Annotated in this window: 19 protein-coding genes; 14 read left to right on the top strand and 5 right to left on the bottom strand. The window is 39.3% G+C overall.

Annotated features, from left to right (window positions below; translation table 11 throughout):
• On the top strand, positions 1-430 hold a 430-nt coding region (locus ACFE90_RS22080; protein WP_375504320.1), incomplete at its 5' end, for a response regulator.
• Positions 431-719: 289 nt separating this feature from the next.
• On the opposite strand, the gene ACFE90_RS22075 is transcribed toward ACFE90_RS22080, so the two are convergent.
• A complete protein-coding gene (locus ACFE90_RS22075; RefSeq protein ID WP_375504318.1) occupies positions 720-1202 on the bottom strand; it encodes a DUF4168 domain-containing protein in 483 nt (160 codons plus the stop codon).
• Between the two features lie 109 nt (positions 1203-1311).
• Positions 1312-2301: a DNA polymerase III subunit delta gene (holA, locus tag ACFE90_RS22070; protein ID WP_375504316.1), complete on the bottom strand. Its 990-nt coding sequence runs from the start codon at positions 2299-2301 to the stop codon at positions 1312-1314.
• Between the two features lie 168 nt (positions 2302-2469).
• On the opposite strand from holA, the gene ACFE90_RS22065 reads away from it, so the two are divergent.
• Positions 2470-3258, top strand: coding sequence for a DUF1868 domain-containing protein (locus tag ACFE90_RS22065; RefSeq protein ID WP_375504314.1), 789 nt, complete (start codon positions 2470-2472; stop codon positions 3256-3258).
• 267 nt (positions 3259-3525) lie between these two features.
• On the opposite strand, the gene ACFE90_RS22060 is transcribed toward ACFE90_RS22065, so the two are convergent.
• Both ACFE90_RS22060 and ACFE90_RS22055 read right to left on the bottom strand, forming a co-directional pair.
• Complete coding sequence (locus ACFE90_RS22060) at positions 3526-4311, bottom strand: RDD family protein (RefSeq protein ID WP_375504312.1); 786 nt, start codon at positions 4309-4311, stop codon at positions 3526-3528.
• 48 nt (positions 4312-4359) lie between these two features.
• The gene (locus ACFE90_RS22055; protein ID WP_375504310.1) at positions 4360-5205 is read right to left on the bottom strand and encodes a hypothetical protein; all 846 of its coding nucleotides are present in this window, start codon (positions 5203-5205) and stop codon (positions 4360-4362) included.
• An 80-nt stretch (positions 5206-5285) separates the two neighbouring features.
• Between ACFE90_RS22055 and ACFE90_RS22050 the strand changes: the two genes are divergently transcribed.
• From ACFE90_RS22050 to ACFE90_RS22000, 11 genes are all read left to right on the top strand, one after another.
• A complete protein-coding gene (locus tag ACFE90_RS22050) occupies positions 5286-6239 on the top strand; it encodes a stage II sporulation protein M (RefSeq protein ID WP_375504308.1) in 954 nt (317 codons plus the stop codon).
• Between the two features lie 751 nt (positions 6240-6990).
• Complete coding sequence (pstS, locus tag ACFE90_RS22045; protein ID WP_375504306.1) at positions 6991-8034, top strand: phosphate ABC transporter substrate-binding protein PstS; 1044 nt, start codon at positions 6991-6993, stop codon at positions 8032-8034.
• Positions 8035-8308: 274 nt separating this feature from the next.
• Positions 8309-9310, top strand: coding sequence for a phosphate ABC transporter permease subunit PstC (gene pstC / locus ACFE90_RS22040; RefSeq protein ID WP_375504304.1), 1002 nt, complete (start codon positions 8309-8311; stop codon positions 9308-9310).
• A gap of 63 nt (positions 9311-9373) precedes the next feature.
• A complete protein-coding gene (gene pstA, locus ACFE90_RS22035; protein ID WP_375504302.1) occupies positions 9374-10252 on the top strand; it encodes a phosphate ABC transporter permease PstA in 879 nt (292 codons plus the stop codon).
• Between the two features lie 147 nt (positions 10253-10399).
• Positions 10400-11179: a phosphate ABC transporter ATP-binding protein PstB gene (gene pstB, locus ACFE90_RS22030; RefSeq protein WP_375504300.1), complete on the top strand. Its 780-nt coding sequence runs from the start codon at positions 10400-10402 to the stop codon at positions 11177-11179.
• A 698-nt stretch (positions 11180-11877) separates the two neighbouring features.
• Complete coding sequence (locus tag ACFE90_RS22025; RefSeq protein WP_375504298.1) at positions 11878-12657, top strand: phosphate ABC transporter ATP-binding protein; 780 nt, start codon at positions 11878-11880, stop codon at positions 12655-12657.
• 318 nt (positions 12658-12975) lie between these two features.
• Positions 12976-14127 carry an NYN domain-containing protein gene (locus ACFE90_RS22020; protein ID WP_375504296.1) on the top strand — a complete coding sequence of 384 codons (1152 nt, stop codon included), beginning with the start codon at positions 12976-12978 and terminating at the stop codon, positions 14125-14127.
• Positions 14128-14208: 81 nt separating this feature from the next.
• Positions 14209-14913: an SDR family oxidoreductase gene (locus ACFE90_RS22015; RefSeq protein WP_375504294.1), complete on the top strand. Its 705-nt coding sequence runs from the start codon at positions 14209-14211 to the stop codon at positions 14911-14913.
• Between the two features lie 106 nt (positions 14914-15019).
• Positions 15020-16075, top strand: a complete 1056-nt coding sequence (gene hppD, locus ACFE90_RS22010; protein WP_375504292.1) for a 4-hydroxyphenylpyruvate dioxygenase — start codon at positions 15020-15022, stop codon at positions 16073-16075.
• A complete protein-coding gene (locus ACFE90_RS22005; RefSeq protein WP_375504290.1) occupies positions 16072-16509 on the top strand; it encodes a GNAT family N-acetyltransferase in 438 nt (145 codons plus the stop codon). Before hppD ends, ACFE90_RS22005 begins: the two co-directional genes overlap by 4 nt.
• Positions 16510-16580: 71 nt before the next feature.
• Positions 16581-17273 carry an HAD family hydrolase gene (locus tag ACFE90_RS22000; protein ID WP_375504288.1) on the top strand — a complete coding sequence of 231 codons (693 nt, stop codon included), beginning with the start codon at positions 16581-16583 and terminating at the stop codon, positions 17271-17273.
• A gap of 133 nt (positions 17274-17406) precedes the next feature.
• Here ACFE90_RS22000 and ACFE90_RS21995 read toward each other — a convergent pair whose 3' ends face one another.
• A complete protein-coding gene (locus tag ACFE90_RS21995) occupies positions 17407-18033 on the bottom strand; it encodes a CPP1-like family protein (RefSeq protein ID WP_375504286.1) in 627 nt (208 codons plus the stop codon).
• Between the two features lie 646 nt (positions 18034-18679).
• Between ACFE90_RS21995 and ACFE90_RS21990 the strand changes: the two genes are divergently transcribed.
• On the top strand, positions 18680-19399 hold the full coding sequence (locus ACFE90_RS21990; RefSeq protein ID WP_104905561.1) for a response regulator transcription factor: 720 nt from the start codon (positions 18680-18682) through the stop codon (positions 19397-19399).
• Positions 19400-19840: the final 441 nt, after the last annotated feature.

Genomic DNA, 19840 nt, shown 5'->3' with positions numbered 1-19840 from the left:
CCTCTACCCCATTGCCCCTTTACCCCTCTCTCCCTCCATCCCTCTCTCCCTTCTTGGTGTACGCGTGCTAGTTGTAGATGACCAAGCCGATACCCGTGACTTTATCACCACAATCCTCGAACAGTACCAAGCCGAAGTTCAGGCTGTAGAATCAGTTGCAAAAGCATTACAGCTAATTACACAGTGGAAACCAGATGTTTTAGTTAGCGACATTGGTATGCCCGATGAGGATGGTTATTCTTTGATCCGCAAACTGCGATCACAACCACCAGAACTAGGGGGAAATATTCCCGCCGCAGCGTTAACAGCTTATACCAGGGCAGAGGATCGGATGCGAGCTATACAAGAAGGTTATCAGCTACATTTACCTAAACCTATTGAGGCAGCTGAGTTAGCTACAGTAGTTGCCAGACTTGCTGGACGGACTTAGAGAAAATGGGGTATGGGGAATAGGAATTAAATTTTACTCCATGTCCCATTCCCTTTGTTACTAATATCAAAATTTATACAAAATACCAATTTTATTCAAAGGTCAATATCTGCATATAAAAATTCATTTGTAAAATGCAATAGCTGATTAGCAATTAACTTAATATTCACAAACAAGTGTTTCATGAATTAATATTCGCAGCCTTTTGTGTAAAAGCAATAATAGCCTTTACTTTCATGCAGGCTTAGTTAGTTTTAAGTGTTCCTTTCTAATTTTATGCAACTTCTAACTATGGAGAATCAGGGCTTTTTTGCAGGCGTAATAAGGTATTGTAAACCTGCCGTTTTAAGACATCGTTATTTTGTAGCTCTATAGTGATTTTGTTGAACTGCTCAAATCTCAAGCCCTTCTCTTCGACAACTTTCTGAGCGTAGTTACAGTAATTCACTGCGATATCTTGAGCCTTCTTTGGAAGACCATTTATGCTGTTAGAATCGTTACAAACAATCTGGGGAATTTCTCCATTGCCAATAAGTTTTTTAATTTCTTCAAAGGCATTTTGACGCGCTGGCTCCATTGCTAGCACAGCTTTAGCATAGCTGTTGATTTCAGTATTGTTAACTATTGGTGGTGGAGTTTGACTATAAGCTTTTAAAGTAAAGGAAAAAGCGTTGGAAATTACACCCACAGTAGCGATCGCGCCGAAAAAGAATGATTGGGAAAGGATTCGCTTTCGGCTAGATCGAGAAAATAAATCAGAAATTTTCTTCATATAGTGTGTGACACAAAACTACATCAGGGATATTATAAGAACGTTGAATTATTTTCGGAGTTGGAAGTTCCAGGAACTGCTCAACATATCAAGCTTTTATATTTGATTGTCAATTTCCTCGGCAGACTTGACAAAGTTCGATGACTTTAGTCTGGAGTGTTGGTATTTCTGATGCTCCTTGCTTAAGACTCACTTCTAATTCCAATAGTAGGGGTAAGCAAAAGATTAACTGTTGCACAGAAAGAAGCTTGATTTCTTGCTGTAAGAAGTAGATCCGTTTGGGATTACCGACATCAGCAGCAATAGCGATCGCTTGTTGATTGCGCTCCCCACTTTCCATCATAATCTTGACCCACAGCCATGTGCGAAATTGTCCAATCAGCGTGGCGACTATCCGTAATCCAGGCTCGGAAGCATTGCTCAAATCTGCCAGTGTCGTCAAAGCTTTAGGTGTATCTCCTGTTCTGATTGCTGCTGCTAATTCTAAGCTATTTTGAGTAGTATTTCTTACTAACTTTGTAACAGTATCTGTGTCTAAAGGCTTGTTGCTACCTTGGGCATATAACCGCAGTTTCTCTAACTCATTGTAGAGCAGCCGTGTATCATTTCCTACAGATTCTGCTAAAAACTGGGCAGCATTAGCAGTTAGTTTTACGCCCATAGTCTGAGCTGCTTGATTAACAGATTGCACCAGTAATTCGGTTTTCCAAGGGGGAATGAGGGGAAATTCTCGGAATTCGGTAGCAAATTGTTTTAATAATTTTGTGGATTTGAGACGTTCATCTGGCTTGTTCCGGCTGGTGAGCAATAAAAATGAGTTTTCGGGAATGACTCTTAGTGATCGCACCAGTTCTGCTAACACATTCTCTGGACACTGCTGGCACAGAGTAGTATTTATCAGCCATACCAAGCGCCCACCAGCCCCAAAAGTGGGTGTCATGACCTGATTTAACCCCTGGATAGCAGCATCAGCTTGATCTGGGGTGAATGCAGTGTAATTAAAACTTATCCATTGGGGATCGAGAACGCGATCGCGCAACATAGCGATCGCCTTTTCTATAGCAAAATCATCCTCACCCCAGTAAACATAGATTGGCATAGACTAACCTCGTAGTATATCGGGGAATAGGCATTGGGCAATAATCAATAGTTCTTCTCCCCCTGCTCTCCACTCTCCACTCCCAAAATTAAATACTTTTAAAATCATTCTGTTAATCAAGGTAATTTTCCCTAAAATCTATCAAGTGAGAGCATGAGGCTATGAAGATTGGACGACAACTATCAAACTTACTTAAATCGGTTAGCACGGCTAACGCTGCCAGAAGCTTACAGATCCCAAGTCCAGCATATCCAGGAATCTTCTAAATTTCAGCCACATTCTGGGTTGAGACAAGCAGCGTCCTTTCCTGGCTATACGCTAATTACCCCACCAGCAGGGGAAGAATCGCAAAATTCTGCTTTCTATGCCAAATTACAGACTTACCAACAGGAACTTTTGCAGTTGCCTGTAAGCCGTGATTTGATTGTGCCTCTACCTCCTGCTAGCTTCCACATGACTTTAGCGGATTTAATTTGGGACAATGCTTACCTTGACACCTGCGAAAAAAATCCCAAATTTGACGAAGAGTTACACTCTTGTTTAGCCGAAAGCTTTCAGCAATATCAACAATTGATGACAAACAGGAGTCATCCGATTAAATGGCAAATGCTGGGACTGATACTGATGCCAAGAGCTGTAGCCGTTTGTTTAGTACCCCAAGATAAACGCTGCTACGAGGAAATTATTAAATTTCGCCGAACAATTTATCAAAATCCCAAGTTAATTGCTTTGGGTATTGAGCAGCATTATCACTTGACAGCCCATGTTACATTAGCCTATTTTGGGGAGGTTTCATCTGACTTAGACCGCACAAGTTTCAGCACAATGCTTTCTCAATTAAATGATCAATGGCTGTTAAATTTGCCAGAATTTTTGATCAATCGCGTCGAATTGCGAAAGTTTGACAACATGACACGCTATTATCGTGAACCAGACTGGCCGATTTTAGATTTTTAAGTCATTAGTTAGCAGTTAGTAGTCAGTAGTTTCTACTTACTGACTACTCAATTCCCTAACCACTTTAGAAAAATTTATTAAAATACCGTCTATCTCAAACCGATTTAGTAATACCAATTTGAAAAAATAATCCGATAAATGGTAAATGCATAGAAGCAGGATTTGAAGGGTATAATTCGTAATTGTTCAACTAAAATGTAATGCGATCGCCCTTATTTTTTTAGTTAAACCTAGTTTTTTACCAATGCTATCAATAAAATCTCTAGCCTAAAATTCCGGTTGTTGATAAAGAAGATAAACAGCTTCTAAAAAGACATTAGGTGTAACAGCTTCTGGCAATTTTTCTAAATTAATAATAGCTTTAACTTGCTCGGCTAGCTTTAGAGATAGTGATGCTCTTGCCTTTAACGACATTGCACCACGTCGCTGTAAATACTCACGAATCACAGCAAAATCATCTGGCATCAATTGCGATAAATCAGCAATTTCGACTAACTGTTCATGAAGTCTTTTTGCTTCTTCTGAAATTGTCAATGTCGCGGATGCAGTGGGTGTTTGGGCTTGAATTACAATTGTGCCAGCCGCTAAATCACCTAAACGCTTTTCTTGACGAGTCAACATAATTAGAAAAGCGCCAATAAACAAAGTTTCATCAAAAGGTCGCAATAAGGCACGTAGAGTTGCTTGCTGTAGCCCAATGAGTCTACCATCATCTCGAACTACGCGAATTTTAGCAACTCGTTTACCAGGGGTTTGCCCAAACCATAAGGTTTCAAAAAATACAAAATAGCCAATGTAAATTGCAAAGGCGATTAGGAAGAAAATTGCTATCAACCAAATTCCTAAATTTTGAGCATTCGTAATCAAGTCCTCAAAAAAATTGAACAGTTGCGTCGAAAAGACAGTCCAAGTGAAGAGAAAAACAAGCAAGGTTACAGACAAAACTGTATAGTCAATCAGCAGTGCCAAAGCTCGATTACCGATTCCCGCTAAAGTAAATTCCAACTCTACGCTTTCTGGAGTCTGGAATGTGATGCGATTAAAAAAGCGCATAATATTTTAACTAATTCAAAATGAATAGAGTTTAATTAAGGCGTTGAGTTAACGAAAATCTTGCGAGGGAGGTTCTCTTAATTGCAAACCTAAACCTTCACGCCGACTACGTAAGTCCAAATATAAAACAGCTTTTAGCGCTTGCCAGAATGGCATGATTAAAATTCCACCTATCAAGCTTCCAATCCAAGAAATAAAAGACACAATTGAGTAAATCGTAGAACCTGACTCAAGCCTTATGAGGAATATGCTAGGTAAATAGTTTAATACGAGCACCAAGGGCAATGTAACGATAAAAGCAACTAAAACGACACCTTGAATGCGAAATACCGAGCTTTTAGTTAACTCCCAACTTCTGGCAACACTTTCGGCACCATTAATATTTTCCTCAACTGCTAAGGGCACTTCAGCTATCACCCAACGCGAGTAGCACCAGGTTAGGCCCAATAGCAAAATACATACCATTAAGATTATTGCCAATGTGGTTGCGACTACAACGCCTGTAGTACCTAATATGCTTCCTAATACCACTCCCAGCAAGCCACCCACAATGCCACCGACGAGCGCTAATCCAAAATAAATTAAAAGCATTGATATTCCTATCTGAAAACCAACTCTTAAAAATGACCACAAACGCGGATCAACATGGCTCCTGGCGGCTTGGACGCTTTCAGGTTGGTAAATTAATTCTCCAAAAGCCAAGCGTGAAATGAGTCCAGAAATGGCTGCATATTTTGCCCAGCCATAAATCGGAACTAAAATCCACAAGTGAGCGATCGCAGCCAGATTAAGATAAGTCTTCAGATGAGAACGATACAACCGCACGGCAGCACTAACAACGTTACCGATACTCAGTGGTTGTATCTGACCGGGAGATCCAAAACTTTCAGACATAATGGCAAATTTCCCTTGAAATTACGGAGATGAATTTGAAGCTATCTTAAACTAAGTTAAACTCAGTGTTCCCAAAATTCATGAATATTCAACGTTGGATTGCACGACGAGAACCAAATTGGCAGCGTTTAGATGCCCTATTAAGGCAGATAGAAAAAAAAGGGCTAAAGTCCCTACGAGCAGCAGAAATTAGAGAGTTAGCGAGTTTGTATCGTTCAGTAGCGGCAGATTTGGCCCGTGCCCGTACTCAGCAAATCGGCAATGCTTTGATACAAAGTTTACAATCTTTAACAACTCGTGCCTATACGCAGATTTACCAAGGTTCGCGGCGACAGGAATGGCAGGCAATCCTAAAATTTTACCAATGGGGATTACCATCTGTAGTTCAGAAAACATTTGCATATATTGCTGCTGCAACAGCGCTGTTTCTACTGGGGGCATTAGTGGCTTGGTGGTATTCTTGGCAAAACCCCAGCTTTATGCCTTTGATCGTACCTGAAAGTTTGATTACCAAAGTGCGAGATGAGCATAAATTATGGATGGGGTCAATTGTCGGCGTTGAACCTCTAGCATCCAGCAGTATTATGATCAATAATCTGTCGGTGTCCTTTGGTGCTGTTGCCGGTGGCATCACGGCTGGGCTATACACAGTCTATTTGATGGTATTTAATGGCTTATTGATTGGTGCTGTTGGCACTTTAGTAGGTCAAAATAATTTGGCTTATCCTTTTTGGGCGTTTGTGTTGCCGCATGGTTCCTTAGAATTACCCGCTATCTTTTTTGCTGGGGGTGCAGGATTTTTATTAGCAAGAGCAATTTTATTTCCTGGTAAATATCGGCGTGGGGATGCACTGAAATTTTACGGTTCTCAATCAGTGCAGCTAATATTTGGGATTGTACCAATGTTAGTTATTGCTGGTGCGGTCGAAGGCTTTTTTTCACCTAATCCCAGCGTACCTGATGCAATGAAATATTTGGCCGGAATGGGATTATTTGTACTTTTAGTGCTGTATTGTAGCCGTAAAGAGACTTGAAATAATTTAGATATTGGCGGATTGGTAAATTGAAAAATATTTTATAACAAGGTAAATACTAACGATCTCAAAATTTATTATAGGACTAATATTTTATTTTTGAAATAGCCTGTTAGATTTTTGTATCTCAGTTATTAACCTTCAACACGACAAGAAAAAATAGAATGTACTTCAAGAGTTGATGCAACATTGTGGTTTGAGCTTCCAATTTGAAAAGGTTTGTATAGTCTGCGCTCGCCCTTAGAAGTTGTCTTTTGATCAAGAAAATATGCTTCATGCTGAAGGTAAACCTGCCCTTCAATTTGCTGATGACTTTAGTGTTTATGCTTGCCACGGAAGACATTCTTCTCAATAACAGCGATATTATGAAGAGCAAGATCCTGATTCTGTGTAGATGGACAGCCTAACAACAAATTATTTAGGATTGCTACTTAATTCCAGCAATTCACTGATAAACACGCAATTCCAGCAACTCACTGATACACACAGATTTTTTATCTATTTTTCACTGAAGCGATAGCTGTGAGATTGTGTAAATTAGTCACTTTTAATTATTTAAATTAAATTTAATTTTTGCATAAATATATTTTTACTAAAATAATCTATTTAATCAAGTATTCATAATTAAACTTTTTAAACATGAGATTTAAATATCCCTTAGTCTTTTCTTTATTCATTGTTAACCATAAAAAATGTAAGTTAATTTTAGGCTGAAATTACAGCAGAAGACTATCCCTTAATCAGAGGTAATATGGTTTTTTCGACCACCATTTTGAATCGTGTTGTCGCTACTTCAGTGGTGACAACTTCTGTTGCACTTAGTCCATTTTTTGGTGCGATCGCACAAGCTGAAACTTTGAACGGTGCAGGAGCAACTTTTCCGGCTCCGCTTTACGAACGCTATGCTCGTGAAGTCAAAAACAAGTATCCAGACTTGAAAATTAACTACCAAGCAATAGGTAGCGGTGGTGGTATTCGTCAAGTCACTGCTGGAACCGTTGACTTTGGTGGTAGTGATGCTGCAATGAAAGATAATGAAATTGCTAAAGTCAAGAACGGTGTCATCTTAGTACCCACAGCAGGTGGTGCTGTTTCTGTTGTTTACAATGTTCCAGGTGTTAATAATCTCAAATTATCCCGCACTACACTACCGGCAATTTTCTCAGGTCAAATTACCAAATGGAATGACGCAAAAATTAAAGCTGATAATCCGGGTGTCAATCTACCAAATCAACCAATTAAATTTGTTGTTCGCGCCGATGGTAGCGGTACAACTTTCATTTTCACTAACCACTTAAGTGCTACTAGCGGTTATTTTAAAGGCAGAGTTGGAGTTAACACTGCTCCCAATTGGACTCTGCCAAACGTCCTCAAAGGCAAAGGCAACCCAGGCGTAGCAGCCTTAGTATCTCGTACTCCTGGTTCTATTGGTTATGTAGAATATGCCTACGCTGTCAAAAACAATCTGAAATCGGCGCTGATACAAAATAAGAGAGGAGAATTTGTTGCTCCTTCTTTACAATCTGCAAATGCAGCTTTATCAACTGTCACTTTCCCAGACAACTACCGCGTTTTCGTAGGAGATCCAGGACAAGGTTATCCCATCGTCGGTCTTACCTGGATGATGGTTTACAAACAGTATGCTAATGCTTCTAAAGCTGATGCTATTAAGAAATGGATTAATTGGGTATTGAAAGACGGTCAACAGTATAACGATGACCTTAACTACACCAAAATTCCATCTGATGTGGCAAATCGGGTGCTTCAGACAGTAAATAGCTCTGTCAAGCCTTAATTTGTAATCTTTTAGAACTTATGCATAAGAGATCCCCCAACCCCCTTAAAAAAGGGGGCTAAGAGTCTCTTAAAGTTCCCCAATTTATCGGGGCATTTAGGGGAATATAAACATTTAGGAAACTAAACGAGTAGTTTGAAAACACGCTCTACGGTGAATCAAGGTTTTATATTTTCAATGCTTAATTCCTGAATTTTACTAATTTCCTCTCCTAATAGGTTGAGTTCCCAACTTAGTCTACTAGCAATAAAAAAATCTATTTGATTAATTTGTAATGGCAAATTCATCGGAACCAGCCGACAGAAATTCATCACATGAATCTAATCTAGGCGATGAAGATTTCAATCTAAGAGCTATTGGCGGCACAAATCTCTGGTTTGACCAGGTTTTTACACGGCTAGTATACTTTTTTGCCGTGATTACTGTTGCAGTGCTATTTTTGATGAGTTGGGTAATTTTACACGAAGCTCTACCAGCCATTAAGCAGTTTGGATTGGGATTTTTGTGGGGTCAAGATTGGGATACAGGTAATCAGCTTTTTGGTGCATTACCTTATATTTATGGAACTTTGGTAAGTAGTGCGATCGCTATTTTATTCGCTGTCCCAGTCGGAATAGCAGTAGCCTTAGTCACGAGTGAAAATTTCTTACCTTCATCGCTGCGAACAATCCTAGCATTTGTTGTTGAATTAATTGCAGCAATTCCCAGTGTCATTATTGGTTTGTGGGCGATTTTTGTTTTTATTCCAGTTTTAGAACCTCTACAAAAATGGCTAGCCAGCACTTTTAAATGGATACCACTATTTAATACAGAAGACCCTTCTGGGACTAATATGTTAACTGCTGGAATTATTCTAGCCATCATGATTTTGCCCACAATGGCAGCAATTACTCGTGATGTTTTAATGGCTATCCCTAAAGAATTACGTAGCGCATCTATGGCTTTAGGCGGTACTCGTTGGGAAACAATTTTTCGGGTTTTGCTACCAGCTGGATTTTCTGGAATGGTGAGTGCAGCAATGCTCGCATTAGGACGTGCTTTGGGTGAAACAATGGCTGTCACTATGGTAATTGGGAACTCTGCCCAAATCAGTGCTTCTTTACTCAATCCAGGTTATACAATTCCCTCTGTATTAGCTAATGAATTTGCCGAAGCTGAACCGGGTTTGCATATAGGCGCTTTAAGCTATTTGGCATTGATTTTATTTGGGTTGACTCTAGCTGTAAATATTGGCGCTGTACTCTTAGTAAAATGGGTTGGTAGGAAAAATAAATAGTATTACTTTAATAAAAATACCTCAATGTAATCAGACATTTGTTAATCAAAACTAATAAAAAATATGAGTGGTTATATTCAGCCAGAAACTGATGAATTGGCGACAGAATTATGCAGTCCTCTGCCAAGAGAACGAGTAATATTTACATATACAATGAATGCGATCGCCTTTGGTTTTACAGTTCTGGCACTAATTCCTTTATTATCAATTTTGTGGGAAATTTTCGTTCGGGGAATCTCTGGACTGAAATCAGAAATGTTTGTCAAAGCAGTTATTGATAATGGCTTTGGCAATGCCATCTTAGGAACCATAATCATGGTGGTAATTGGTGCTATTTTAAGCATTCCCACAGGGATAATGACAGGAATTTTCTTGGCAGAATTTGGTCAAACCAACTCAATTGCTAGTGTTGTTCGTTTTATCAGCAGTATTCTAACAGGCGTGCCTTCAATAGTTGTAGGCGTATTCGCTTACGGTGTGATAGTTTTGGTAACTAAAGGATTTAGTGCGATCGCAGGCGGTTTTGCTTTAGCCGTGATTATGCTACCTATAATTATACTGACGACAGAAGAATCCTTAAAACTGATTCCCACATCTCAACGTCTAGCCTCTGCTGCTTTAGGCGGAACTCGCTTTCAAACTACCCTTCGCATTGTTGTCACTGCTGCAATTCCCGGAATTACTACAGGTATTTTATTAGCTGTAGCTCGTGCTGCTGGTGAAACAGCACCTTTAATTTTTACTGCTTTATTTAGTCTAGATTGGTCAGAAGGATTATTAAGCCCAACAGCTTCTTTACCAGTATTGATTTTTAACCTCTACAACGACCCCGACCCGCAAAAAAACCAATTAGTCTGGACTACTTCTATAGTTCTACTCGGCTTAATTTTATGTGTTAATATTCTCTCTCGCTTAGTTATTAGGCAAAGAAGACTAAAGTAAAAAAAATTTTGTATTGTTTTGCATCTTGGCAAAGTATGATATTAAATGGTAAGCCGCCAGGTTCAAGCCTTGTTTTATGTATTTTAATTACGAATTACGAATTAGTAGCGCAGTGTTAGCAACATAGGAGCGTCATTACGAATTAGCATGAGTAACCTAATACCAGCTATCAAAGTTAAAAATATCAGCTTTTATTATGGCACAACAAAAGCGATCGAAAAGGTGTCAATAGATATTTATCAAAAGCAAGTAACCGCAATTATTGGCCCTAGTGGTTGTGGTAAATCTACCTTCATCAAAATTCTGAATCGCATTAGCGAATTAGAAGGGCCTGTGAAAGTTGAAGGAGATGTAGAATTTTTTGGTCAAAATATTTATGCTCCTCGTGTCAATATCAATCGGTTACGCCGCCAAATTGGTATGGTGTTCCAAAAACCGAATCCTTTTCCGATAAGCATTTACGAAAATGTTGCCTACGGTATGAGAATAGCAGGCAGGTATTCAAAATTAAAATTAGATGAAATTGTCGAATCTGCACTTCACAGCGCTGCTCTTTGGGATGAAGTTAAAGATAAGCTGGATAAATCAGCTTTAGGGCTTTCTGGTGGTCAACAACAAAGATTATGTATTGCCCGTGCTTTAGCAGTCAAGCCAAAAGTTCTGTTGATGGATGAGCCTTGCTCGGCTCTTGACCCCATCGCTACTATGAAAGTTGAGGAACTACTCCATAGTTTGCAGTCTGAATTGACTATTGCGATCGTTACCCATAACATGCAGCAAGCCGCTCGCGTCTCTGATTTTACAGCTTTCTTTAGCACTGATGAAAGTCGGATTGGTCAAATGGTTGAATTTGGCGCTACCGAACAAATTTTTAACAACCCACTAGACCCCCGCACCCGCGACTACATTTCAGGGCGGTTTGGTTAAGGTAAGTTTTAGCATGACTTAATGATTTTTGTTGAACCATCTCGTACTAAAGGATATTCATAAAACACGGTTTAAAAATAATTACTAATTTATCTTTATTAGATAAACTAGTTACCTCATTATCCATGAGGGGTATATGATATTAATATTTTTATTTCTACATAGCTATTTTAAGTCCAATCAGCTTCAATCCTTTTTAATTGGAAAGGATGGCATATAGCAGTCCTAAATAATTTGTAAAAATTATATATCCCTTTCTTCTTTCTTCCCTTTACGTCCATCTCTACGAGACGCTGCGCGTTCGCGTAGCATTTTGTAGAGATGGCGGTTCGTTTCCTTGTCTATATTTTTCACGAATCAAATAGAACTCTTATACCAATTTGAAAAAAGAATGCGACAGATATACACTCTCAAGCCCTTGTGATATCTAGTTTTCTTCATTTTGACTTTTGACTTTTGAATTTTGAATTGGTATTATATACGTCAATGTGCCAAAGGTGGGTATAAAAAGTTTATAAAAGATAATTTTTGCAACATAGTCTTAATATAAATATTTAATAACAGTTTATCTGCTGTATGACTACTATATAGCTACGTAATTTCTATGAATATCTCCTTTTAGGAGTAACATAGTGAAACAGCGCTGCTGATTTGTATTAAATTACTTCGTCAACTTTTATTTCACATGTTTTGGGAATATGAGTAAACTAATTCCAGCCATCAGAGTCAAAAACTTCAGCTTCTCTTACGACACTCAAAAGATAGTTGAAGGCGTGTCAATGGATATTTACCAAAACCAAGTCACGGCAATTATTGGTTCTAGTGGTTGTGGCAAGTCTACTTTTCTTAAATCGTTAAATCGCATGAGTGAATTAGAAGGAGATGTCAAGGTTGAAGGAAAAGTAGAATTTTTTGGACAAAGTATTTATGAGCGTCGTGTCAACATCAATCGTTTACGTCGCCAAGTTAGTATGGTTTTTCCCAAGCCAAATCTGTTTCCCATGAGCGTTTACGATAACGTTGCTTATGGGGTGAAATTAGTTGGATGGCATCCGAAAGTAGAATTAGATGGAATCGTTGAATCTGCCATCAAAGCTGCCGAACTTTGGGATGAAGTGAAAAATAAGCTGCACAAATCTGCTTTAGAGCTTTCTGGCGGTCAACAACAAAGACTATGTATTGCGCGTGCTTTAGCAGTCAAACCGAACGTTCTATTAATGGATGAACCTTGTTCAGGTCTTGATCCTGTCGGTAGTATGAAAGTTGAGCATTTGATCTATAACTTGCGCTCTGAGTTGACAATTGTGATGGTTACTCACAATATGCAGCAAGTTACTCGTCTATCTGATTTTACGGCTTTCTTTTATAGTAATGAAAATCGCATTACTCAAATGGTTGAATTTGGTACTACAAACAAAATCTTTACTAACCCCGTGGATTCTCGCACTCGTAACTATGTTTTTGCCCGCGTTAGTTGAAGTTTTTCTAAAATTCTAGCTATTCAGAGAACTACCACGTAGTACAAGCGGAAATTAAGGGTTAAATTTAATTTCCGCTTGTTTTGAGTTTTTGTTGTGTTGAGCAATGCAAAGTGATGTTGACAGTAATTTTTCATACTGTATATTTAGAGGCAAGCATCTACTCTAGACCACCTGAATCACGAAATGAAATGTCCTCGGTGCGAATCTACTTTATATCGGAAAAATGGTCGTCGGAATGACAAGCAGAATTACCTCTGCAAAAATTGTGGTAAACAATTTCTTGAGCCTGCATTCCCTCGTTCATTGGAAGGTGAGTTGCTTGCTAATAGCAATGGACATACTAAAGTATCTATGGACGCAACTACAGAAGTTACTTTAGTAAAAAACTTGCCAGAAGAAAAAATCACAGAGAAGAGTCTTGGCTCTTTTAGTCTTACATTAGCTGAAGAACTGCTGCAAACTATATTATCACCTGATTGGCTAGAATCTGCTGCCTTCAGCCAATTTATCCAAAAAATTCAACAAAAAACTGAAATTAAACATCAATTAGAGATAGGAATCTCACTTCTGCTTTTAGATGCAGAAAACTTAAAATTAGATATTAATTCCGAATTGTTTTTAGCCAGTGTCTGTAAGTATCCTCTCCAAGTTAAAATTGCATTTGCTAACTGGAGAAATCCAAGTACTGGCAAGCAAGATATTGAACTATACAATCGTGGCTATCAACTTGTCCATGTGCCTGGGGGTAAAGACAGTGCTGATGCAAAAATGATCGCACTTGGTGCTTGTGTCTTACGCTCTTATCCAACAGTTAAAGAAATCTTGGTCTGTTCTGGCGATGGAATTTTGAGCCATCTCTGTAACCAACTCCAAAATCAAGGATTAATTGTTTACTGGGTACGTAGACAAGGACAAAATTTGCAAATAGAAAACCGGAATACTGGCAAATTAACTCATTATTCCTTACCAATGGCAACAGAAATTCCATCTTTGGAACAAGTGCTTGATAAAATTCAAGATTTAATCAAAACTGAACAGGAATCAATCAATACTCGATTAAACAGTTTAGTGACTGTTGCAACTTTATTTCAAGAAAGATGTGATATTAATATTAAACATCATTCAAAGCAACCAGAAATTGAGGAAATAATTCCTGTTATAGATAACTCATCTGCACAATTTGTTCAAAAAGAAGAAAAAGAAGATTCTGCGGAAATTTCTAATGGAGAAACATTAGATAAATTACTATTTAAAATTATTCAAGATATACAAATTAAATCTCCTGAGACTAAATTATCTGTGTCCAAGCTTGGTTCAGAGCTACAGAAAATAACCAGAAAATCTCCTAATTCAATTATTAAAGAATTAAAGTTAGGTTCCAATTTTACCAAATATCTAGAATCATCTCCCACATTTACATTAAAGGCGAGTGGCAAGGAATATGAGGTAATACCGCTATGCGAATAAATACTTTCTGGATGTCTACGTACAACCTGAGTCTGTAATTCAGTATTATGTGTAAAGATGTAAAGAAATGTAAATATTACAATGCAGGATAAAGTCGTTGTTATTGTCGGTGCTACTGGTGGCATTGGTTCAGCTTTAACACATAAACTTGCGCCTACCGGAGTCCGGTTGGTATTGGCTACCAGAGATGCGGTTCGTTTAACAACACTAGCAGGTGATTTACCAGGGCAAGTTTTGACCGTTCCCACCGATATTACTGACCCGCAACAGGTAGATACTTTGATAGAAAAGACGATCGCTGAGTTTGGTCAAATCGATATTTTAGTGAATGCGGCTGGTGCTGGTATACTCAAGCCTTACAACAGCCTGGAACCTGCTGATTTAGACAAGATGTTAGATGTCAACTTGAAAGGCAGCTTTTACACCACTCAAGCGGCCGCTGAAGAGATGCAAAAGCGCAAGTCTGGTCACATCTGTAACGTAGTTGGAATTCTGGGCAAGCATTCGATGGGAATGGCAGCAGCTTATTCTGCTTCTAAGTTTGGTGTTGTCGGTTTCAGCAAATGCATGGCAGAGGAACTTAAGCGTTTTGGTATCAAGTTCACGCTATTCTACTTTGGTGGGGTAGATTCTCCTTTCTGGGATAACGTCAGCCTAAAAGTAGACCGGAAAAAAATGCTCAGTCCTGAAACTGCTGCCAATGCTATTTTCTTTGCCCTTTCTGCCGAACCGCAAGCTGTGCCAATGGAAATTAACATTCAACCTGATAGTCATTTGTTCTTTTAAAGTGGCAGTCCGCCTACATAATTCTTGCCTGGGAAAGACCTGAAAATTTAGCAAAAAAGGCAAAATTTACAGAGATATAAGCTGTTATGCTGGATTTTCAGTATCTATGAAAATTGATCACGTTCATTTCTATGTAGAAGACGCCAAAGTATGGCGGGATTGGTTTGTCCACCATCTTGGTTTTCAAGCAGTAGCCGATCGCAGCATTTCATTTCACACTTGTACAGAAGTGGTAAGAAGTGGTGCTGTCTGCTTTTTTCTGTCTTCACCACTGTTACCCACAAGTCCAGTAGCTGAGTTTCTGCGTCAATATCCACCTGGTGTGGCAGATGTCACTTTTGCTGTCGAAGATGTAGAAAGCGCGATCGCACTAGCTCAAAAACATGGTGCTACAATCCTACAACCCACCCAGGAACGCCAGGTGGGGACGGAATTCCTCAAGTGTGGCAAAATTGCTGCCTGGGGTGGACTGACTCATACGTTGATCGAAAGGTCATTGGTTTTTGACAAAGGACAAATGACTAATGACAACACTTTTACTGCCATAGATCACATAGTGTTAAACGTGGCTGTTGGTGAATTAGAAAATGCTGTCGCTTGGTACGAAAATATCCTAGATTTTCAACCACAGCAGGCTTTTAAAATTAAAACCAATCGTTCTGCTTTACACAGTCAAGTGATGGTTTCGCACAATGGCAGCGTCCAATTGCCAATTAATGAACCAGCTTCCAAAAATTCCCAAATTCAGGAATTTTTAGATGTCAATCGCGGCCCCGGAATTCAACATATTGCCTTGCGGACGACTAATCTTGTGAGTGCGATCGCTAAATTTCGTGCCACTAATTTATCCTTACTCTCAGTTCCCCAAAGCTATTACACGCAATTAAAACAACGTCCAGGATTGCCTTTATCACTTTTAGAACTGGAAGCGATCGCTCAACAGGAAATTCTGGTGGATTGGCAAGAATATACTCCTTTAGAGGGAGGAAATATCGCGCCCTTATTACTACAAATTTTTACCCAGCCAATATTTGAACAGCCGACATTTTTCTTTGAGTTTATTGAACGCCGTTACCAAGCTCAAGGTTTTGGCGAAGGTAACTTTCGCGCCTTATTTGAAGCCATTGAAAGCGAACAAATTAAACGCGGTACGCTGCAATGATGCCTGATTACAAAATATCAATTGAAATTCATCCAGGCTCTAAACAAGTTGATTTTATTGACAAGCAACTTCAAGATTTTAATGTAGGTAAGATTGGAGATTACCAATATACGCCACTGTTTCTATTACTTCGTGATTCAAAAAAAAATGTCGTGGGCGACTTGGAGGGTTTTATCGGCTTGGGATGGTTCCATATTGCTACTCTCTGGGTTGCAGAGGAGTTAAGAGGTTATGGATACGGAAAAGCACTTCTTTTGGAGGCAGAGCAAGAGGCTGTTAATCGTGGCTGCTTAAACGCATATCTTTTTACTTACAGCTTCCAAGCTCCCAAATTTTATCAGCACTTAGGGTATGAAATTTTTGGAGAGTTAGAAGATTTTCCTCTAGGTCATCGTCGATACTTTCTTAAAAAGAGTTTACAAAAAAACCTTTAGCTAGACTTAATAGCCTTAAAAAATAGCCATACATCTGAGATAAACTTAATAAAAATTAACTTTTACCGCCGATGATAAGACTTATTACTGACTTCGACGGCCCAATTATTGATGTTTCTGAACGGTACTACCATGTTTATCAATTCTGTTTAGAGAAAACCCGTCGTCCAGACCAAGTAGTGCAAGAACTTCCGAAAGTGGAATTTTGGCAATTAAAGCGATCGCGGGTTCCCGAAAAACAAATTGCGTTGAATTCTGGGTTAGATGAAGCCCAAGCCCAAGAATTTGCCCAGTTGCGGCGGCAAACTGTGCATACAGAACCCTACTTTGACTATGACACCCTCGCGCCTGGTGCTGTGGATGCGCTGTTAAAAATTCAACAAGCTGGAATTGATTTGGCAGTAATGACCATGCGCCGAGTTCGGGAACTAGATTATGCCTTCAAAAAACACGATTTAGGAAGATTTTTCCCAGAAAATCGTTGTTATTGCTTGAGTAACGATTACGTTAAAACTCGTGATATTGAAGATAAGCCCTTGTTGATGGCTAGGGCATTAAAAGAACTGCCCCCGGCTACTGATATCTGGATGGTGGGAGATACGGAAGCCGACATCACCGCAGCTAAAAATTATGGGGTTAAGGTGATGGCTGTGGAATGTGGCATCCGCGATCGCACCCAATTGGAACTTTACCACCCCGACTTAATCGTTAAGGATTTCAGCGCTGCTGTAGATTTAGTCTTAAAACCTAAACAATTTGTCTAGAAAAGCTTTCTAGCTGCAACAGATTGAATTAAAATAGGAGTCAAAATAGGTATTCTGACTCCTGACTCTCAAATTTTGAGAAGAACACATATAAACCATGTCTTCTTTACGGAAACTTGCTTACAGGTAGCATTTACCGTAGAAAGCTACTAACCAACCACAACAATATAAACGTTAGTACAGTAGAGAACTGATTCGATGATAAATTGAGGAATGATATTTGTGGTAAGAGCCAGCCAGCAACTAGTCCCCCAACGATTAAGCCAATTATTAAACTGACCAGGGTGAACAAAACTGCTCGGCCAAATTTACTTTCCTTGCGATTGAGGAAATAAATACTAGTGCCTACCCCAACTACCAATGCTAACTGCAAAACTTGATCGCCTCCCTCTGGGTAAAACACACTGATAGAACTTAAACCAAGAAACCAAGCTCCTGGTAAGAATATATCGGCAGGTGAAGGCTTATCCAGCATCCGTTGCAGCCATGCAGGTGACTGCTCACGAGGGGCTGGGCTTTCTTTAGGAGGCGATTGCACTCGCAACTCTGGAAACCGAATACGCTCAGGGACTTTAATTTTACCTTCTTGGCGCATCCGTAAGCGATCCATTAAAATCGCATCGTAAGCAGCTTCAATTACTTCTAAATGCTTGGCATCGCTACTATATTGCTCGAATAGGCGATTACGAGCATCCTGAATCTCATCGAAGCTAGCCTCTTCTGATACCCCAAGTTTTTCGTAGGGATTTTGATCGCTCATGGGAGTTTGTTACTTCAGCCTCAGTCAGCGGCAGTCTTTTGTCGAATAAAAAACAGCTTTAGGTTTTGTTTTAATCGAAACTAAAGTCTCGACTTATTTTATGCCCTAACAGGATAGTAGCACGGGTTAGTTTAATCGACTTTGTAATTTTAACTATAGCCACTTTAACATATCGCTATAACTCCGTGTATACCCTCATGTCGTTGTCTAGTTCTGGCTCTAATCTAGAATTTGAAGGGAGAGTACCTAAAACACATAGTTTTTATGAAAATATCAATCTTAATGTTTCAAATTTGGCAACTTACTGTGCCCTAATAGAATTTTTTTAATTATACTGAATAATCGCTTGTGGTATATATCCGCATATCGATTTAAAATTGAGACGTTTTAAGTTACCACCTAACTGAGATCACGAACGTGTCTTGGTGTTAAGAACTGTTGCGGCTAAAGTCAGAGCGCTTATATACTGTGCCTAACAGAAATTTAGTGTTCTCATTGCCCACAATCCTGATTAGAGTATTTCTTTTTGAATAATCAGGAATCTCATACCGTAGACATGTAGATTCTTAGTTAGCCCCTAAGTGGCAACTGCGTTTTTACGCAAACCTTTTGTTAATCTTACGAATTTTTGTGCAAAGTAATGGTCATGGCTCCTGCCAAGATTCTTGTAGTTGACGACGATCCTGCGGTTCGGAATTTAATCCAACGCTTTCTGATTAAGCAGAACTATCAGGTAGAGGCTGCCGAAGATGGAAAGACAGCCTTAACTCTATTTGAGCAATTTAACCCCGATCTGGTGATTCTAGATGTGAATCTACCAGATGTAACTGGGTTTAACCTCTGCCAAGAGATGCAAAGTCGTAATGGTGTGTTTGTTTTGATGTTGACTAGCCGTGCTGACGAAGCTGACAAAATTCGCGGCTTTGCTAAAGGTGCTGACGATTATCTCACCAAGCCTTTTGGGCTAGGTGAGTTAGAAGTCAGAGTCGGAGCTATTTTGAGGCGTCAACGAGTGATAACTACTGCCGAGCAAAAACGCTTGGTATTTGAAAAACTGATGATTGATCCAGTGCGGCGGGAGGTGGCGCTTAATAACCAAGCAGTACCTTTAACTGCTCTGGAATTTGACTTGTTACATTTTTTAGCCAGTCATCCAGGTCGAGTTTGGCGGCGTGCGGAGCTAATCCAAGAGGTATGGGACTATGAATATGTCGGCGATCAACGGGTTGTAGATGTCCATATTGGGCAAATTCGCAAGAAAATTGAAATTGATGCTAGTCAGCCAGCATTAATTCAAACTGTACGTGGCGTAGGGTATAAGTTTGAATCTGCTGCTCACCCCCAGCAGTTGGAAGGCAAGTCCTGAGTTTATAGTCTAGAGTTTTTTAACTCTTGACTGTTAACTCTTGGGGAAGGATTAGTGAATTTATTTGGCTTTAGTAAAAGACAAATTTAGACAATCAAAGTAGGTAGATATTGCTCAAATACAGACCAGGCACTTATTTGAGATATTTATTTATCCGTTTAAGACAGTGGACAGGGGAGAGAGTCCACTGGAAAATATTTATTTGCATCTTACCGTTTTGGTAGATACAACGATGCTTAGGTTGGAGTTCGTAGCGGCGCACAGCTATCATTGGTGTCAACACCCAACAAATTTGGGCTTTATCTTCTTAATTTGACACCAATGGGCATTGCTGCGCCCTTACAATATATTTGGTTCAAATAAATGAAAACTGTTGTAAAACATTAACAATTACGCCTAATGTGAATTAAAGAGGTTGAGACTGGAAGGTGAGAACATTGA

It is taken from the genome of uncultured Nostoc sp. (genome assembly GCF_964245445.1).
In the GTDB taxonomy this organism is placed as follows: Bacteria; Cyanobacteriota; Cyanobacteriia; order Cyanobacteriales; family Nostocaceae; genus Nostoc.
This window is presented reverse-complemented; position numbering and strand designations above follow the sequence as displayed.

What these genes read in the sequence shown, in the direction of transcription:
- ACFE90_RS22025 (WP_375504298.1), top strand. Translation starts at nt 11,878, where the DNA reads ATGAGTAAACTAATTCCAGCCATCAGAGTCAAAAACTTCAGCTTCTCT.
- ACFE90_RS22050 (WP_375504308.1), top strand. Translation starts at nt 5,286, where the DNA reads ATGAATATTCAACGTTGGATTGCACGACGAGAACCAAATTGGCAGCGT.
- ACFE90_RS22015 (WP_375504294.1), top strand. Translation starts at nt 14,209, where the DNA reads ATGCAGGATAAAGTCGTTGTTATTGTCGGTGCTACTGGTGGCATTGGT.
- ACFE90_RS22055 (WP_375504310.1), bottom strand. Translation starts at nt 5,205, where the DNA reads ATGTCTGAAAGTTTTGGATCTCCCGGTCAGATACAACCACTGAGTATC.
- holA (WP_375504316.1), bottom strand. Translation starts at nt 2,301, where the DNA reads ATGCCAATCTATGTTTACTGGGGTGAGGATGATTTTGCTATAGAAAAG.
- pstC (WP_375504304.1), top strand. Translation starts at nt 8,309, where the DNA reads ATGGCAAATTCATCGGAACCAGCCGACAGAAATTCATCACATGAATCT.
- ACFE90_RS21990 (WP_104905561.1), top strand. Translation starts at nt 18,680, where the DNA reads ATGGCTCCTGCCAAGATTCTTGTAGTTGACGACGATCCTGCGGTTCGG.
- ACFE90_RS22005 (WP_375504290.1), top strand. Translation starts at nt 16,072, where the DNA reads ATGATGCCTGATTACAAAATATCAATTGAAATTCATCCAGGCTCTAAA.
- ACFE90_RS21995 (WP_375504286.1), bottom strand. Translation starts at nt 18,033, where the DNA reads ATGAGCGATCAAAATCCCTACGAAAAACTTGGGGTATCAGAAGAGGCT.
- ACFE90_RS22075 (WP_375504318.1), bottom strand. Translation starts at nt 1,202, where the DNA reads ATGAAGAAAATTTCTGATTTATTTTCTCGATCTAGCCGAAAGCGAATC.
- ACFE90_RS22000 (WP_375504288.1), top strand. Translation starts at nt 16,581, where the DNA reads ATGATAAGACTTATTACTGACTTCGACGGCCCAATTATTGATGTTTCT.
- ACFE90_RS22060 (WP_375504312.1), bottom strand. Translation starts at nt 4,311, where the DNA reads ATGCGCTTTTTTAATCGCATCACATTCCAGACTCCAGAAAGCGTAGAG.
- pstA (WP_375504302.1), top strand. Translation starts at nt 9,374, where the DNA reads ATGAGTGGTTATATTCAGCCAGAAACTGATGAATTGGCGACAGAATTA.
- hppD (WP_375504292.1), top strand. Translation starts at nt 15,020, where the DNA reads ATGAAAATTGATCACGTTCATTTCTATGTAGAAGACGCCAAAGTATGG.
- pstS (WP_375504306.1), top strand. Translation starts at nt 6,991, where the DNA reads ATGGTTTTTTCGACCACCATTTTGAATCGTGTTGTCGCTACTTCAGTG.
- pstB (WP_375504300.1), top strand. Translation starts at nt 10,400, where the DNA reads ATGAGTAACCTAATACCAGCTATCAAAGTTAAAAATATCAGCTTTTAT.